Origin of the sequence: Alkaliphilus hydrothermalis (assembly GCF_016908555.1) — a bacterium.
GTDB classification, from domain to species: Bacteria; Bacillota; Clostridia; order Peptostreptococcales; family Natronincolaceae; genus Alkaliphilus; species Alkaliphilus hydrothermalis.
In genome coordinates this window covers 16,276-33,502 of record NZ_JAFBEE010000014.1, presented here as the reverse complement: position 1 = coordinate 33,502, position 17,227 = coordinate 16,276, and the positions used below count along the sequence as shown (strand labels likewise).

At 35.1% G+C, this 17,227-nt stretch carries 14 protein-coding genes; 11 read left to right on the top strand and 3 right to left on the bottom strand.

All coding sequences use genetic code 11. The features are described 5' to 3' along the window. Positions 1–28 precede the first annotated feature (28 nt). Together JOC73_RS10395 and JOC73_RS10390 are read right to left on the bottom strand one after the other, a co-directional pair. A complete protein-coding gene (locus JOC73_RS10395) occupies positions 29–1,009 on the bottom strand; it encodes an ATP-binding protein (protein ID WP_204402902.1) in 981 nt (326 codons plus the stop codon). Between the two features lie 19 nt (positions 1,010–1,028). Then, positions 1,029–2,126: a DnaD domain protein gene (locus JOC73_RS10390; RefSeq protein ID WP_204402899.1), complete on the bottom strand. Its 1,098-nt coding sequence runs from the start codon at positions 2,124–2,126 to the stop codon at positions 1,029–1,031. A 133-nt stretch (positions 2,127–2,259) separates the two neighbouring features. Here JOC73_RS10390 and JOC73_RS10385 point away from each other — a divergent pair, with 133 nt between their 5' ends. Continuing rightward, positions 2,260–3,762: a M1 family metallopeptidase gene (locus tag JOC73_RS10385; RefSeq protein ID WP_243427933.1), complete on the top strand. Its 1,503-nt coding sequence runs from the start codon at positions 2,260–2,262 to the stop codon at positions 3,760–3,762. 198 nt (positions 3,763–3,960) lie between these two features. Beyond that, the gene (locus tag JOC73_RS10380) at positions 3,961–5,445 is read left to right on the top strand and encodes a peptidoglycan DD-metalloendopeptidase family protein (protein WP_204402897.1); all 1,485 of its coding nucleotides are present in this window, start codon (positions 3,961–3,963) and stop codon (positions 5,443–5,445) included. A 43-nt stretch (positions 5,446–5,488) separates the two neighbouring features. On the opposite strand, the gene JOC73_RS10375 is transcribed toward JOC73_RS10380, so the two are convergent. Beyond that, positions 5,489–6,781 (bottom strand): S8 family peptidase, encoded by a 1,293-nt coding sequence (locus JOC73_RS10375; protein ID WP_204402895.1) that lies wholly within the window; start codon positions 6,779–6,781, stop codon positions 5,489–5,491. Between the two features lie 183 nt (positions 6,782–6,964). On the opposite strand from JOC73_RS10375, the gene JOC73_RS10370 reads away from it, so the two are divergent. The 9 genes from JOC73_RS10370 (at position 6,965) to htrA (ending at position 17,178) form a co-directional block, all read left to right on the top strand. Then, entirely contained in the window at positions 6,965–7,777 is an 813-nt protein-coding gene (locus JOC73_RS10370) for a peptidase MA family metallohydrolase (protein ID WP_204402892.1), read from the top strand. Between the two features lie 137 nt (positions 7,778–7,914). Beyond that, the gene (gene yycF / locus JOC73_RS10365) at positions 7,915–8,604 is read left to right on the top strand and encodes a response regulator YycF (RefSeq protein ID WP_204402890.1); all 690 of its coding nucleotides are present in this window, start codon (positions 7,915–7,917) and stop codon (positions 8,602–8,604) included. A 2-nt stretch (positions 8,605–8,606) separates the two neighbouring features. Beyond that, on the top strand, positions 8,607–10,406 hold the full coding sequence (locus tag JOC73_RS10360; RefSeq protein ID WP_204402888.1) for a sensor histidine kinase: 1,800 nt from the start codon (positions 8,607–8,609) through the stop codon (positions 10,404–10,406). 110 nt (positions 10,407–10,516) lie between these two features. Continuing rightward, on the top strand, positions 10,517–11,029 hold the full coding sequence (locus JOC73_RS10355) for a hypothetical protein (RefSeq protein WP_204402885.1): 513 nt from the start codon (positions 10,517–10,519) through the stop codon (positions 11,027–11,029). 15 nt (positions 11,030–11,044) lie between these two features. Continuing rightward, on the top strand, positions 11,045–12,505 hold the full coding sequence (locus JOC73_RS10350) for a hypothetical protein (protein ID WP_204402883.1): 1,461 nt from the start codon (positions 11,045–11,047) through the stop codon (positions 12,503–12,505). Between the two features lie 14 nt (positions 12,506–12,519). After that, on the top strand, positions 12,520–13,392 hold the full coding sequence (gene yycI, locus JOC73_RS10345) for a two-component system regulatory protein YycI (RefSeq protein ID WP_204402881.1): 873 nt from the start codon (positions 12,520–12,522) through the stop codon (positions 13,390–13,392). A 261-nt stretch (positions 13,393–13,653) separates the two neighbouring features. Beyond that, a complete protein-coding gene (locus JOC73_RS10340) occupies positions 13,654–14,910 on the top strand; it encodes a UDP-N-acetylglucosamine 1-carboxyvinyltransferase (protein ID WP_204402879.1) in 1,257 nt (418 codons plus the stop codon). Between the two features lie 57 nt (positions 14,911–14,967). Continuing rightward, entirely contained in the window at positions 14,968–15,768 is an 801-nt protein-coding gene (locus JOC73_RS10335) for an MBL fold metallo-hydrolase (RefSeq protein ID WP_204402876.1), read from the top strand. Positions 15,769–15,885: 117 nt separating this feature from the next. After that, complete coding sequence (gene htrA, locus JOC73_RS10330) at positions 15,886–17,178, top strand: serine protease HtrA (protein WP_204402874.1); 1,293 nt, start codon at positions 15,886–15,888, stop codon at positions 17,176–17,178. Positions 17,179–17,227: the final 49 nt, after the last annotated feature.

Here is a 17,227-nt window from a genome sequence, read left to right as displayed (position 1 = left end):
TATAAAGGATGCCCTGTTATATGTCTTTTTAAGTTTGCCATCTCAAATCATTTCCATAGAATTTTAGTAGAGTATATTTAGAAAATAGTCTAGAGAATATACGATCATCATAACTTGTCATGATATCCTTTAGGGTTAGATTGGTGGAGATGATGGTTTTTTTGTTTGCCAATAATCTACTATTAATAATATTAAATAACTCACTATTGGTAAAGGTGTTGGTAATCTCTGTACCCAGGTCGTCGATAATCAGTAGGTCAGCATCAAATAATAGTTGGTAACTACTCTTATCTTGAGCATTGTGGAATCGAATACCTTCAAGGACTTCAAATATCTTAAAGGCTGTTTGATAGACTACGATTTTTCCCTTATCCAGTAGTGCTTTAGCGATACAATTCGTTAAAAAGGTCTTACCTAGCCCTGTAGGTCCATAGAATAATAAATTCTCTTCATTATTCTTTTCAAAATTAAAGACAAATCCCTCACATACATTTAGTACTTGTAGCATATTTTCTCTTGGACTTAGGTCTTGACCTGCCACAGATTCATTTGAAAATAAATTTATATTAAAGGATTGAAAGTTTTCTTTTGAAAGAACATTTGTCAAATTGGACATAGAATAAGCCCTGTTGATCAGCTGTTGTTTTAGACAGCTACACTTCTCACCAGTAGTTAAAAAACCCCTATCTTGACATTGGGCACATTGATATTGTTCCTCTAGATATTGCACTGGGACATTATTCTCTGTTAAGAGGAAGGCCTTTTCCTGCTTCAATACCTCAAGCCTTGACTTTAATTCACTGAGGGCTTTTGTAGGGTCACCCGCTTGATTCAAAATAGATCTTGAAATGTTAATACTAATTCGTGTAATCTCGCTGTCTATTTCAGCAATGCGGGGAATCTTTGAATAGATTTCTTCTATTCGTTGTTCCTTTTCTCTTTTGGCTTTGTCCCTCCTTCTTTCTAAATCCCTTAAAATGTCGTTTATAAAACTTTTATTATTCTTCATCAGCCTTCATCCTTTACTCCTAATTTCTTTTTTGCTTTTCTAAAAGCATTTTTTCTATCTCGTCATTTGAATATTTATCTCCACGACTCTCCGAAAGATGAAATCTAGTTTTAAAACGAGGTTCCTTAGTAGAAGCAAAAGGCTTCTTAGGGGAAGGAGTATCTTTTTTTACATCCAGTAGTTGTATGTCATCTAGTGTCTTTATACCCTTGTTATACCAGTCCGTCAATATGCTATGGATGTAGTTTATATTAGGATTGGAGGTCTTACTGGAATTTTCACATGCCTTTAAGATAATTTCCAATGTAAATTTATATTCATCTATCCATTGATCCATGATCTTCATGTCGGCTTCAGCAGGGGATCTATAGCCAAATCCCAGGGCTTTATAGACCCTGTCATATACTCCGTACCGTTCTCCCTGTTTCAATAGATACTCCTGTAGCTGCTCAACTGTGGTGATGTTCTGATCATACCAGTTGCGGATGACGCCACCTACATAATTAACGTTTTTAATCTTCTTTTTATGCTTACAGAAGCTAAATGCTTTAATAATTAATGGTGGTTCAATATTAAATTGGTGAAACCACTCTAGGACAGTTCGTTTCTCATTAGGTACTAGAGGTCTATTCATGACGGCATTAATCTCTACAAACATTTCTTTAATCATCGGCACTTGATTTGCCTCCACCAAGTCCTTAGTGGTTAAAGAAAAGGATTCTTCAGCTTCAGCTTTTGAACGATTATCCTTAGCTTGAATACGCTTATAGGTGTTATCAATATAGAGTTGTTTCAAGCTGACAAATTCAACTGAGTAGTTTGTTTCATCTTCATCCTCCGAAGTAAAATGCTTCTTTATAATCTGTTTATCCTCCCAAAAGTCCCATGCTGACAGAACGTCTGCTAATGGAATTTTTAGATGCTTAGCCAAGGTAGCATTATTGAACTTATTGTCTTCTTCTGGACCTAAGGATTTTGTATCCAGAGCATACTTATAAGCCAATAAATATACTTTAACAAAGGTTCCATTGGCCATCGGCATATAGACATCAAGAAAAATGTTTTCTATAGGGGTATCCCCCAAGTCGATTGAAGGTGGATTTATAATAAAGCCCATATGAATCCCTCCTGTATTAAAAACTTTATGCTCTATTATAACATACATAAAGAGTTTTATCCTTTAGAACATAATATACAATTATATTTCATACAATTATATAGCATAAATTTTCATGTGAGGGGGGAGTAGATTGAGACTCAGCAGAAGATTCAAATCATTAGTTATCGTATTTGGGATACTATTTTTAACTTTATGCTTTCAATTTTACGTTGAATATCCACCTATCCAGAGGGCATCCGGTATATGGATTAATGAGGAACAATATAATCTTTATAAAATACAGACGGTTTTTGACGAAGGGTCTATGACTTTAAAAAGTAATCAAACGATTACATTTAAGAATAATTTTGATAGTAGTTTTGAAAATGTATATTTTCATATATACCCCAACATATTTAAGAAGAAAAATAATGTACCATTTGAGGAGGGGGATATGGAGTTTGTCTATCCAAATGGATTTAATCCTGGCTGGATCAAGATAAATAATGTCAAAGAGAACAATAAACTAATTTATCATAAGGTAATGGGGGATGGAGAAACTGTTCTTAGGGTGACACCTCAAAAAGCTATTGAAATAGGAGAGGAAAGAACCTTTGAAATAAACTTTGAGGTTAAATTACCTAATGTATTAGCTAGAATGGGGTATGGAGACAATACTGTAAATATAACAAACTGGTATCCTATTTTGGCAGTATACGATCAGCAGGGTTGGAATTTAGATCCCTATTATGCCATTGGAGACCCCTTTTATAGTGAAGTTGCAGAATATGAAGTTACAATTGACATTCCATCAGAATATATATTGGCAACTACAGGAAATATTGAAAGTAAGAAGGAGAAGGATACCATAACCACCTACAAAATAAAGACAGAGGGTGTTAGGGATTTTGGAATGATTTTAAGCAAAGACTTTGATGTAAAAGGAGTAAAAGTAGAGGACACCACAATACAGTCCTATACGATTAAAGGAGAAAAGAAGGAAGTTGCTTTAAAGGTAGCAGTGGATTCTTTAGAAGTATTTAATCGGATTTTCGGCAAATACCCCTACAAGCAGTTATCAGTGGTGGCCTGTAATTTCTCCTTAGGGGGAATGGAATATCCCAATCTAGTGATGATTGGTGATGGCCTATATACAATGGAAGAAGATTTTCCACTTGAATATGTCATAGCCCATGAGATTGCTCATCAGTGGTGGTATGGTATAGTTGGCAACAATGAGGTGACAGAACCATGGCTAGATGAAGCCCTGACAGAATACTCTACATTATTATACTTTGAAGAAAAGTATGGTACACATATAAAGCAGCAAATCCAAGAGAAAATGATTAAGGCTCAATATGAAAATTTCTTAGACCTTAAGGCAGATAGGGGAGAAGGGATTATGAGAAGCTTAGCAGAATTTGATAATTCTTTAGAGTATAGTAGTATTGTATATAGCAGAGGTGCATTATTTATTGATCATCTCAGACAAGAAATGGGAGACGAAGCTTTCCGTAAAGCTATAAAAGAATATTATAGTGAATATAAATTTAAGAATGCCACAACAGAAAACTTCTACATGATTTTACAAAAAAACAGCCAAAAAGATTTAAAATCAACCTTTGAAGAGTGGCTAAATGTAAAAATTGAATAAAAAACATAATATTGGGAAATATACTTTTAGTGCAAACATTAGTTTGGGGTTGAATAGTTCAAAATAATTATTATATAATAATAGGGTGAATATTACAAAATCATTACAAAAGTCCTAGAAAAATTTAAAAAATAGAACTGTAGCCCTAATTTTATAGATAAATTCACAAGCCCATAACTTTGAGAGGAGTTTTATAAAATGAACCAAAAGAATATGGAGCTTTACAAAAAGAGAATACAATTACTTCTTAGGAGAGCTAATGTTAGATATATTAAAGTTTCCCATCGGATAAAGAGAAATGTACATACGGGGATCTCGGCTTATCATCGACAAAGTCCATTAAACAAAAAGAAATATCTCGGTGGAGCTGTGGCTTTAGTATCTTTGATACTGTGCTTGACACTAGTGACAAGCTTTTGGATGGAGGGTACATTGGCAGCTTATGAAATACAACTAGATGACAAAGTACTGGGTGTAGTAAGGAATGAAGAAGCTTTTTGGGAGGCTTATAATGCTGTTAAAGAAGAGGTAGAGAATACCTATCAGCAGGAAATGGTGGATCCAGAAAATATTACATTTAACCAAGTTAAGGCTGATGATACAAAGATTACAGAAGAAGCTAATATGATTAAAAATATAAAGAGTATATTAAACTTTCAAGTTAAGTCGGTGGCTTTGGTTGTAGATGGCAAGGAAGTGCTTTTAGTAAAGGATCGAAAGACTGCCGAGGAAATATTGGAAAATATAAAAGCACCTTTTTTAAATCAAGAGGGTACTAAATACGAAGAAATTAAATTTAGTGAAGTAGTAGAATTAGTAGATAAGGTCACAGAAGCTGGCATGATTAAAACGAAAGAGGATGCCGTCAATTACATTATAAAAGGAACAGATGAAGAAAAGATTCACGAGGTAGCCAGTGGAGAAAGTACCTGGACTATCGCAAGTAAGTATAATTTATCGGTGGAGGATATTGTAAAGGCAAATCCAGACATGAATCCTGATCGATTGAAGATTGGTCAAAAGATTAGCCTTGTTGTGCCAAAACCATTTATATCAGTACAGACCAAGGAGTATGTTGAGCTAGTAGAAACGATTCCTTTTAATACAAAATATGAAGAAACCAGTTCTCTATATGAAGGCGATAGTAAAATACTGAAGCAAGGATTAGAGGGGAAAAAAGAATTAAAAGCTTTTATTGTTAAGAAAAATGGTGTTGAAGTAGGTAGGGAAGTATTAGAAGAAAAAATTGTTTCGGAACCTACGGAAAAGCTTATTGCAAAAGGTACAAAACCAAGACCTAAAACAATGGCAACTGGTATATTTGCTAGTCCAGCCCGTGGAAGATTAACATCTCCCTATGGTATGAGATGGGGAAAAATGCACCAAGGTATTGATATAGCCAATAGTATTGGTACACCAATAACAGCAGCAGATGGAGGAAGAGTATCTTTTTCTGGAAGAAACGGGGCTTATGGAAACTTAGTAATTATTGATCATGAAAATGGCTATCAAACCTACTATGCCCATGCTAATAAATTATTAGTTAAAAAAGGTGAGAGAGTATACAAGGGGCAGAAAATAGCAACTGTCGGAAACACTGGTAGAAGTACTGGACCCCATTTACACTTTGAAGTAAGAAAGAATGGTAAAGCAATTAACCCATCAAAATTTGTAAAGTATTAAATAAGATATAGAAAAAACGTGACCCACCGGTCACGCTTTTTTTTTATAGAAGTAAAAGAACTATGACTAGTACTAGAACCCAGAACCAGCTTCCATGGCCAGCTAAGAGATTTTGCGGATTCTTGGAGCTAGGATTTTTAGCTGGATTTTTTGGAACAGGATTTGGATCAATTTCATTGACCATAGTTTTAATATCCAACAAGCCAGCCCCTTGGGTATCAGGATTCATCCCTAGAGGGAGGGCATTACCAATAATGTATCTCTTGGTTTCTGCTGGCGTTAGATTGGGGTTCTTTTCATATAGTAGAGCTGCACAGCCAGCTACAATAGGTGCTGCCATAGAAGTCCCGGATAAACTTCTATATTTATTTCCCTCATTACTTAAGGATTGGATGTCAACACCAGGAGCTAGAATATCTGGTTTATTTAAACCGTCTATTGTAGGCCCTCTACTGGAGAAATCTGCGATTTTTACGTTTCTAGGAGTATTTGACGCCCTGTCATCGCAGGCCCCAACAGCAATAACATTTGGGCTAATTGCAGGTGAGTTAATGGTTTCGATTTCAGGGCCATTGTTTCCTGCAGCAGTAACTACTGTTATGCCATTTTTAACAGCAGCATCGACTGCCTGACATAGGGGATCATCTTGATAACTTTTCTTGGCTGTAGCACCTAAAGATAATGTTAGTACTTTGATATTGTAGCGTTTACGATTTTGAATAGCCCATTGAATTCCTGCTATTACATCTGAAATACTACCACCACCATCTTCATTTAAAACCTTAACCCCGATAATATTTGCATCGGGGGCAACCCCCATGAGTTTACCCTTTGAAGAAAAACCATTTCCTGCAATAATACCTGCCACATGGGTGCCATGGCCATCATCATCATAGGGCTGGTGTTTATTATTTACAAAATCCTTAAAGGCAATAATTCTGTTATTTGGTGTGACTAAGTCGCTATGGGGATGAACACCTGTATCGATTACAGCCACACCTACATTTTTTCCTGTTAAATTATGTTCATTGGCAAAATCAGAACCCACAGTAACAGAAGCAATATCCATTAATTTAAAGGCCATATCATCAAAGAAAATCTTCTGTATTACCCTTTCTCTAGCAACATTTCGTACACCCACCGGTGGAAGGTAAACCGCCACTGCATTAATAATATCAAATTTGTGCTTTACTTTTCCTCCTAGTTTTTGGACAAAGGCTTCAAGGTCATCACATTGACAATCCTTAGCTGTAATTATTACGGGGATATGCTCTTCCTCAGAGCCCATCAACTTTTCAATTAAAACATCTTCTATTATATTTCTATATCCAAACACAATTAGGCCCCCTTTAAAAAAGATTCTAATATAAGATATGCCGATGATTTAAAAAAGTGATTAAAAAAAGGGTATACATATATTGTAAATTCACCATTGTAGAAGTTTACATAACAATATGCTATAATATATAAGAACTATCCCCCAAGACCTTACATAGCTCAGTGTAAAGGAGGGATAGCTATGGAAAAAGTACTAACGAGAAAACGTCCTACTCCAAAATGGAAGCCTATAATGGTAGTACTATTTGCTTGTATCCTATTGATAGGTGTTATGGGCAAAGGCAAGATGATAGCAGCTGTTAATCCTGCGATTAGATATTTTGAACATCAGATGGTGGCGTTTCAAGTAAGAAACTATAATCAGTTGGAGACGGACAATTTTATTATAAAATATCAAGAAGTTGATAAAGAAGTATTGGATTTAGTAGCTGAAACAGCAGAGGACAAGTTTAATAAGGTAGTTAAATTGTTTAAATACCAACCTAATGAAAAGATACTATTGATTTTATACGATAATCCACAACCAATGATGAAAATTACGACGCTGCGTAAAGGGACACCCCCTATGGGGGTGTATTATGGAGATACCCTGCATATTTTAGATCCGAACCACTGGGTATCTGATGGAGAGGAACTAACTGAAATATTCTACAAAGAAGGACCTGTTCTACATGAGTTGGTCCATTTGTTTGTGGATCATTTAGCTAAAGGCAACTTTCCTATCTGGTTTACAGAGGGGGTTAGTCTCTACTTTGAATATGAGGTTGATGAATATCAGTGGGGAGAAGGAATCGATTTATCATATGGAGAATATACTCTACAACAGTTGACAGACTCATTTCATGAGTTAGATCAATACATGGCCTATACAAAATCCTTTAGATTAGTAAAGTCCTACGTAGAAGAGAATGGACTAGAGGCCCTTATTGGATTGGTCAATGATTTAGGTGAAGGTAAAGATATTGAGGATTATTATCATTTATTCAAAGAATAGTAGGGAAGAATTATTCCCTACATTCCTCCTTTTTTAAAGTATAGGTTTGCTTATGTTTAAAAATGTATGAAAATAAGCAGGAAAAATATGAATATAAGTAGAATCAAAATATAAAATCAGTCAAAGGTGGTTGAATTATGGAAAAGAGAATACTTATTGTAGAAGATGAAAAACCTATTGCTGAGATTGTGAAATTTAATCTTGAGAAGGAAGGATACAAGGTAGAAGTAGCAGTAGATGGAGAAGAGGCATTACATAAAGTTGACAAAGTAAACCCAGACTTAGTCCTACTAGACGTCATGATTCCTAAAATTGATGGTTTTCAAGTATGCAGAAAAATAAGAGAAAATTATTCCATGCCAATATTGATGGTAACAGCCAAAGAAGAAGAATTAGACAAAGTACTAGGATTAGAGATGGGTGCAGATGACTATATAACAAAGCCCTTTGGAATGAGGGAATTATTAGCTAGAGTAAAGGCTAATTTAAGAAGAATTAATATTGCCGACGGCGATTCGAGAAACGAAGCAATAGCCGCAGGAGCTCTATCGATAGACTTTAATAGATACGAAGTAAAGAAGGAAAATGATGTAGTAGAACTGACATCTAGAGAATTCGAGTTACTAAAATTCCTTTCTACGCAGGCGGAGTTAGTCTTTACAAGAGAACAACTATTAAAAGAAGTGTGGGGTTATGAGTATTATGGAGACATTAGAACAGTGGATGTAACTATTAGAAGATTAAGAGAAAAAATCGAAGAAAACTCCAGTAGTCCTAAATACATTATGACCAAAAGAGGGGTTGGGTATTACTTTAGGAGGGCTTAAGTATGTTTAAAAGCATAAGGTGGAAATTTATAACGATCTACTTCCTCCTTGTATTTATTGCCATGATTATTATTGGCGTATTTTTGATCCAGCAATTCCAACAGTATCATTTGGGAGAGGTTCGGAAAAACATGAACTATACAGCAGCAACAATTACCAGGACCTTAAATGATATGGATTGGCAGGAAAATAAAGATGATATACAAGCAAACATTAGTCGCTTTGAGATGATTATGGTGGGAATGGAAATCTATGTAATAGACAAGGAAGATTGGACCATTATCTCTAGTCCAAATACGGATACTGTCTACTTAGGGCAAAATGCAACAAATGTATTAGAGACAGATTTAATTATAGGTGCCTTTAGTGGAAATAAACCAGAACGAGACGTCACGAGGGGGAAGGGTGAGTCCATCTCAAGATCAAAGGAGATGGCGTACCCGCTATATGACCAACACAGTCGAACAATAGGAGCGATTTATGTAAGAAAAAATATAGATGATATATATGATACATTAAATAACTCAAAGGAAATATTGCTTAATGCCACCCTATTAGCATTGTTTATCACAATTATACTAGGATTTTTTATAGCGAAAAGTATCACTGGGCCAATAGAGGATGTTACCATAAAAGCAGAAAAAATGTCCAAGGGTGATTTTAATCAGGTAGTAGAGGTGAAATCTGATGATGAAATAGGCCAATTAGCATTTATGTTTAATCATTTAACGGGACGATTAAAAGAAGTACTGAGGGAAATGTCCAGTGAAAAACAAAAAATGGATACCATTATTACTTATATGGCAGATGGACTTGTGGCTGCCACAGAAGAAGGAAAAATCATTCGCGCAAATCCAAGGGCCATGGAAATGCTTGAAATTAGCAAAGGTGAATTAGACAACCTGGTATTTGATGAAATCTTTATGCCTTTTAATAAGAGTTTGACAATTAAACAGCTTAAAAGTTTAGAAAATGGCGAATCAGGAAGCGAAATGATGGCCATGTCAGATGGAATTATTTTAAGGGCTAACTATGCATCATTCCTTAATGAAAAGAATGAGTTTGGAGGAATTATTGTATTACTACAGGATGTAACAAAGCATGAGAAGCTTGAAAATATGAGAAAAGAGTTTGTGGCTAATGTTTCCCATGAGCTTAAAACACCTTTAACAACAATCAAAAGTTATACAGAGACTCTAGCAGATGGAGTTATTGAAAATCATGACTTGTCCCTACAATTCCTAAAGGTGATTGATACAGAAGTTGATCGAATGACTCGTCTGGTGAGGGATTTACTGCAATTGTCGAATATTGACTTTCAAAAAGGTATATGGAACAAAAAATCTTTAGATTTAAATGAATTAGCTAAAAAAGCAGTACTAAAATTAGAAGTTTTTGCGAAAAATAAAAACCAACAAATAAAATATAATCTTGGTGAAGGAATCACTAGGCTATATGGAGATGAAGACCGAATTGAGCAGGTTCTTCTAAATATTTTAAGTAACTCAATTAAATATACTCCAGAAGGCGGTGCTATTGAGGTATATGTTGAAAAAACCGACTCATTAGCTACAATTAATATAATTGATAATGGAATCGGCATACCTAGAGAAGATTTACCAAGGCTATTTGAAAGGTTTTATAGGGTAGATAAAGCCCGTTCAAGGGAAATGGGAGGCACTGGATTAGGCTTGTCTATTGCCAAGGAAATAATCGAGGCCCATGAAGGGAAAATTCAGATTTTAAGTGAAGAAGGCCAGGGAACCCATGTAATGATTACATTACTCCTATTGGAGGAATAGGATGTAGAAATGTGTAATTTATTTTTAATTTCATTGTAATACGATTGTAATATTGCTTATGTATAATGAATAGTAAGTTAGGCATTTACTGTTTTACAGGAGGAATTTATATGATAAAAAATAAGCTAATTTCTTGTACATGTGTACTAATAATATTAGGAACTGCTGGTTCTTTTACCTATGCTACACCTGCAATAAGAAATGTTGATACTACAAAATATGAAATTGTAAAGACTGCAAATCAATCACTACAAATTATTACCCCTGAAAGGGAGCAAAGTGTGAGCTCATCTACTAAGTTAGTATTAGAATTTACTGCGCCAAAAGATACTAAAATCAAGGTAAGAGTGTATCACAACACCAGCATTGAGAAGGGCGGAGAGAACTATGTCCTTATTAATGATCCTTTGCTTGTAGATGTAGGGATTCTACAAAGAGGTTGGGCTGAGATTGAGTTAAAAAGAGGTAGTAATAAAATCGAAATTACTGCAGAATACAAAGATGGAACTGCTGAAACTGTAAGAAGATATGTAGCGGTTAAAGGAGTAGAGGATGTAAAAAGACGAATTCTAGAAGGTAAAATAACTTCTGAGTTCTTAAAAGATATTACAGGGAATAAATAATTTGGAGTGAAAAAAATGGATAGGGAAAGAACTAAGACTCTAATATTATCCTTACTGGTAATATTAAGTATTATGTCCCTTCATAGGATTTGGTTTGACTCTCCGATATCACTACAGTCAGAGGCCTCTAATGGAAGGGATCAAGGCTATACAATTTTAGATACCCGTAACCAGATTATATCTCCAAGGGAAGTCACCTTAGGATTTGGTGGTAGTATTAGCAATAATTATTATACAGTATTGAATTATCAAGAGACGAAGCTGGTATGGGAAAAAAGCAAGCTCCTTCTTCTTGATTTTTTTGCTAAGGAGCCGAATGTGGATACTGTATCGTTGGATGAATATTTTGAGAGTAAGCAATTGAAATCTATTGAGTTGGAATTTGGCAAAGGGATGCCCTCTGTATTGATTTCATCTGTTTTTAATACAATGGATAATAGAATTACCAATGAAATAAGGACAATAAAAAAAATACTTATACCCGCCAGCAACACAGGATCTATTTATATACTTAGTGAAAATGAAAATAATGTTTATCGAGTGTCACTATCGGAGTATGAAAACACTACCTTAGAAGATTATATTACGGAGTATGATGAAGACAAAAAGGATTTCGTAAGATATCGTACAACATTTGGCTTTGTGAATAATAAGACTTTGATGCCTATTGAGTATAAACAGTTGCTACCAGAGATTTTTGTTGAAAGTGAAATAGACATTAAAGAGGAAGAAATCATTGTGAGGACAGCTAAAAGTTTTTTCAATGAGAATTTTGATTTTGTTAAAGCAATCAGAGAAACCAGTGGCTCGATTATATATTTGTATGGTTATGGGGAAAAGAGTGTTAGGATTAATCCACAGGGTTACTTGAGCTATAATCAAGAGATGATTAGCAACTCAAGCACCAATATATTGGAAGCTCTGAATGTGGCTTTAAATTTCATCGAAAAACATGGAGGCATTATGGAAACAGCTTACTTAAGTGAGATAAAAGATGTTTCCACAGGTTCAAATCGTGGATATTATTTTGGTTTTAACTATGATATTGTAGGCTATCCTATAGCTAATAAAAATACTCTAAATCAACTTGAAATTGAAGTGTATGGCAATGACGTTAAATCCTACAGAAGGTTTATACGGGAAAAAATGAACTTAGGATCTATAGATCATATAGATACTGATATAACACCACCAATTCAGATTATTGAAGATAACTTAGGGGTTATGTTAGACTACTATAATAAAGACTTGGAAAATTCAAAAACAATGGAATCTACAAATGCAAAGAATGAACCAGTAATAGATTATAAAATAATATTAGAAAATGTTAACAGAGTAGAAATGGTATATTTCGATACTGTTGAAGAAAATAGCATGCAATTAATTAGACCTAGTTGGCTGATAAGAGTAGGAAAACGAATATATTACTTTGACAGTTATGATGGTAAATTATTATATACTATGATTGAAAACTAAATGGTGGTGAAATAATGGATTGGTCAAAGGCAAAAAATATATTAATAATAGCTTTCATACTGACCAATATTTTTTTATTCTACCACGTAGGTAAGGGACTTTTGGTGGGTGGAGAGCTGGATTTAGTCAGTAATGAATATATCTTAAACGTTGAAAGGCACCTGAATGAAAAGGGGATATATGTTAGTGGTGAGATTCCTAGAGAAATCATCTCTCTACCAAAAGTGAGGGTGAAATACAAAATCTATGATCATGAAGAAACAGCAGAATTGTTTTTAGGTAAAGACTATTATAAAGTCAGTGAAGGTACTTACGGTAGCCAACATCAACAACTAATTATAGAAGGTAATAAAAAAATTAGATATTATAATGCTTCTAGGACAAAGGTAATGGATAAAATTAGTGAAGTTAAAGCACAAGAAATCAGTAACGAGTTTCTGAAGGAAAAAGGTTTCTTGACGGAGGATGTACATCTAAAACAAATATTTTATCAATCGGGTCCAGAATTAGAACAGGATTCAATGACTTATAAGTTAGTATACCATCAGGTTTTTAAGAAACGATTTCTAGGTGAAAGTTATATTAATGTATATGTGAATCATGATGGTGTTGTTGGTTTTGAAAGTATGCTATTAGAAATTGAGGGTAATGATAGTCAGCAAAAAAACCTATTAATCCATGCAACAGAAGCTTTGTTGAAAAAGATGAATGAGATTATTAATGACAATCAGGATAAAATCGTAATACGCAACATAGAAGTTGGGTATTACATTAATCCATACGATCTTACTGATTGGCAATCCATTGAATCAGGAGATGCTGTTCCTGCATGGAAAATTACATTAGAAAATGGGAAAGTCTACTATGTTGAAGCGTTGGAAAATTAATGTTTTTTTAAAAAAATAAAGGATTTTTTAATACAAAGTAGAAAAAGTATAATAAAACTTTTTCTGCTTTTTTTATTGGATTGATAGTGCAATTTCATTGAAAGTATTTTATATATATAAAAAAAATCATAACGCATATTTTCCATTAACAAACATGTTATGAAATGATAAAATAGAAGTTATGATAGATATTACGTTAATTAATGGATATTCACAATAAATATAAAGGTGGTGGCTAGCTGACAGAAGTCAGTGAATTATATGGAAAAAATTATTATTAACGGGTGTAGAAGATTACAGGGGCAAGTGGATATTAGTGGATTTAAAAATGCAGCAGTAGCCATTATTCCGGCAGCCGTTTTAGCTGGTGGGAAATGTGTGATCGATAACTTACCAGAAATTAGTGATGTGAAGACCCTTGGAAATATATTAACTAATCTTGGGGCTAATGTAGTCCAAATAGATGATAAGACTGTTGAAATAGATACGACAAAAATGAAACAATGCTTTGCAGATTATGATATGGCTAAGGAGCTTAGAGCTTCTTATTACTTATTAGGTGCTGGTCTTGGTAGATTTAAAAAAGCAAAAGTAATTTATCCTGGTGGATGTTCCATTGGAACAAGACCAATTGATCAACATATTAAAGGGTTTGAGGCCATGGGAGCTTCAGTGTCTATTGAGCATGGGATTATATCAGTGGAGGCTGAAAAGCTAGTAGGAGCTGAGATATACATGGATGTTGTTAGTGTAGGGGCTACCATTAATATTATGCTGGCTGCATCTATGGCAGAGGGCAATACTGTCATCGAGAATGCCGCCAAAGAGCCCCATATTGTTGATGTGGCTAATTTCTTAAACTGTATGGGGGCTGATATCCGTGGCGCTGGGACAGATGTGATTAAAATTCGTGGAGTTGAAAAATTAAAGGGATGTAACCATACGGTCATTCCTGATCAAATAGAAGCTGGAACCTATATGGTTGCAGCAGCAGCAACTGGTGGAGATGTTGTAATTAACAATGTGATACCTAAGCATTTAGAGGCGATTACTGCAAAGCTGAAGGAGATGGGGGTAGAAATCATTGAGAATGGTGACTCTCTAAGGGTGATCTCTTCAAGTGAGTTAAAGAATGTTAGTATCAAAACTTTAGTTTATCCAGGATTCCCTACTGACCTTCAACAGCCAATGTCCAGTCTTCTAACTACTGCCAAAGGAACTGGAGTGGTGACTGAGACTATTTTTGAGGGACGTTTCAAGCATGTGGATGAGCTTAAAAGAATGGGAGCAGATATCAAGGTGGAAGGTAGGATAGCTGTAATCCAAGGAGTGAATAAACTGTCTGGTGCTAAGGTATCTGCCAGTGATTTGAGGGCAGGGGCGGCTTTACTAATAGCTGGATTGATGGCTGAAGGTGAAACAGAAATTGATAATGTTCATTATATAGAAAGAGGATACGATAATTTTGTTGAAAAACTTACTAATTTAGGGGCAGAAATAAAGAAGATTCAATTGTAATTTAATCCTTCTATTTAGCGGGGTTAATATAATTCTATTTTCGACGGGAGGTGTGATATGACAATAGACTTTTGTTCCTTAGCCAGTGGAAGTAGTGGTAACTGTCATTTAATAACTGATCATACTAGCTCCCTATTAATTGATGCTGGATTAAGTGGTAAACAAATTCAGTTAAAGCTTGGAGAGGTTGGTATTGACCCTCAGCAGCTTTCAGGAATTTTGATTAGTCATGAACATTCAGATCACATCCATGGTGCAGGGATTTTATCAAGAAGGTTTAATATACCGATTTTCGCAAATGAAGGCACTTGGCAAGGGATGGAGCATAAGCTAGGGAACATTAAGGAAGAGAACATTCGAGTATTTGAAAGTGATAAGCCATTTGAATTGGGAAATTTTATTGTTATGCCTTACTCTATATCCCATGATGCCAATGAGCCTGTTGGATACTCCTTTGTAAATAAAGGGGTTAAGGTGTGTGTTACTACAGATCTTGGACATGTCACTGGGGAGATTTTAGATCAAATTAGCGATTCAGATTTAGTTGTGTTGGAATCGAATCATGATGTCGAGATGTTGAAGGCGGGGGGGTACCCCTATTATTTAAAGCGACGTATATTATCTGATGTAGGACATCTTAGTAATGAGGCGGCAGGTAACGCCATAGTGGACCTAGTGAAGAGAAATGTTAAATCTGTAATGCTAGCTCACTTAAGTAAAGATAATAATTTTCCTGAGTTAGCGATTGAAACCATCAAGAGTATCCTACAAATGAATAAAGTAGGATTTAATAAGGATATTCAAATCGATCTAGCTCATCGGGATCGAGTGAGCAACTTATATGCTCTTTCTAGGTAATTACAATTAAACTGAAAATATCCAATCTTTATGGGTATAATTATTGTTATAGGATTTAAAATCAGAGATATTAGTAATTTTAATATTAAATTACAACTATTCAAGGAGGAACTGATTATGGGCTATGATAACAATGATGATATTCAAAACAAAGAGAGTTACTTGAAAAAACAAGATGAGGAAATAGATGAACAGGTAGAAAACCAAGTGACTAATCAAGTAACTGATAAATTCAATTCTGGTAATGGTATGGACTCAACATCTGTAGAGGGAGGACATCATTACCAATATGAACAAACTAAACGCGAGGTTAGGAAAAAAAATCCGTCTAAGTTAAGATATTTAGCCCTAGTATTGGCAGGAGCCATATTAGGCAGTGGTATTACTATGGGGCTTACCTATACCTTCCTACCAGATATACTGGCCCACAGGGGAGTTTACCTCGGTGGAGGTGGAGGCCAATCAGTGGTGATTGAACCTAATCAAGACATATCAGTTTATTCGGCTGTGGCTAAAAAAGCCATGCCTTCAGTTGTAGGAGTCACTACTTTATCTGCCCAAAGAGATTTCTTTGGAAGACAAACGCCAGGACTAGGAACAGGTGTTATAGTGGATTCTAGAGGCTATATTCTTACTAATTCCCATGTTGTAATGGATGGTAATGTAGAGGAAATAGCAGTAATTCTATATGATGGCGATAGATTGCCTGCTAAAGTAGTTTGGCAGGATAGCAATCTAGATTTAGCGGTAATAAAGGTAGAGGCTGCCAATTTACCTGTGGCTGAGCTAGGGGATAGTGATCAACTGATTGTTGGTGAAATTGCTGTAGCTATCGGTAATCCTCTTGGGCTTAATTTTGAACGAACATTAACCCAAGGAGTGGTCAGTGGATTAAATAGATCGATCCCCGTAAGCCAACAGCAAACGATTGAAGACTTAATTCAAACAGATGCTTCTATTAACCCTGGTAATAGTGGAGGACCTCTTCTTAATGCAAAGGGGCAGGTAATAGGAATAAATACAGCAAAAATTCAATCCGGCGAAGGACTTGGGTTTGCCATTCCCATTAATACTGCAAAGCCAATTGTAGAGCAGATTATTGAAAAGGGTGAGTTTACGAGGGTATTAATTGGAATTAGGGGCCTTAACGTTCAAGCCTATGAAAGTGCCACTGGCTTGGATATCCAAGCTGAGCATGGAATCTATATAGGGGAAATCATAGCAGATTCACCTGCTGATAAATATGGTATGATGGTGGGGGACGTTATTATCAAGATCGGTGAAAATGAAGTTAAAACAATGGGAAATCTACAGAAAGAATTGTATAAATATCGTCCTGGAGATGAGGTTGCAGTAACTGTCATTCGAAATGGCAAGGAACAAGTGATTAATATTACTTTTGAAGAATAATATATAAAGTGAGTTTAAATAAACCGAGTCTTATTAGGGCTCGGTTTGT

What these genes read in the sequence shown, in the direction of transcription:
- JOC73_RS10395 (WP_204402902.1), bottom strand. Translation starts at nt 1,009, where the DNA reads ATGAAGAATAATAAAAGTTTTATAAACGACATTTTAAGGGATTTAGAA.
- JOC73_RS10390 (WP_204402899.1), bottom strand. Translation starts at nt 2,126, where the DNA reads ATGGGCTTTATTATAAATCCACCTTCAATCGACTTGGGGGATACCCCT.
- JOC73_RS10380 (WP_204402897.1), top strand. Translation starts at nt 3,961, where the DNA reads ATGAACCAAAAGAATATGGAGCTTTACAAAAAGAGAATACAATTACTT.
- JOC73_RS10370 (WP_204402892.1), top strand. Translation starts at nt 6,965, where the DNA reads ATGGAAAAAGTACTAACGAGAAAACGTCCTACTCCAAAATGGAAGCCT.
- yycF (WP_204402890.1), top strand. Translation starts at nt 7,915, where the DNA reads ATGGAAAAGAGAATACTTATTGTAGAAGATGAAAAACCTATTGCTGAG.
- JOC73_RS10360 (WP_204402888.1), top strand. Translation starts at nt 8,607, where the DNA reads ATGTTTAAAAGCATAAGGTGGAAATTTATAACGATCTACTTCCTCCTT.
- JOC73_RS10355 (WP_204402885.1), top strand. Translation starts at nt 10,517, where the DNA reads ATGATAAAAAATAAGCTAATTTCTTGTACATGTGTACTAATAATATTA.
- JOC73_RS10350 (WP_204402883.1), top strand. Translation starts at nt 11,045, where the DNA reads ATGGATAGGGAAAGAACTAAGACTCTAATATTATCCTTACTGGTAATA.
- yycI (WP_204402881.1), top strand. Translation starts at nt 12,520, where the DNA reads ATGGATTGGTCAAAGGCAAAAAATATATTAATAATAGCTTTCATACTG.
- JOC73_RS10340 (WP_204402879.1), top strand. Translation starts at nt 13,654, where the DNA reads ATGGAAAAAATTATTATTAACGGGTGTAGAAGATTACAGGGGCAAGTG.
- JOC73_RS10335 (WP_204402876.1), top strand. Translation starts at nt 14,968, where the DNA reads ATGACAATAGACTTTTGTTCCTTAGCCAGTGGAAGTAGTGGTAACTGT.
- htrA (WP_204402874.1), top strand. Translation starts at nt 15,886, where the DNA reads ATGGGCTATGATAACAATGATGATATTCAAAACAAAGAGAGTTACTTG.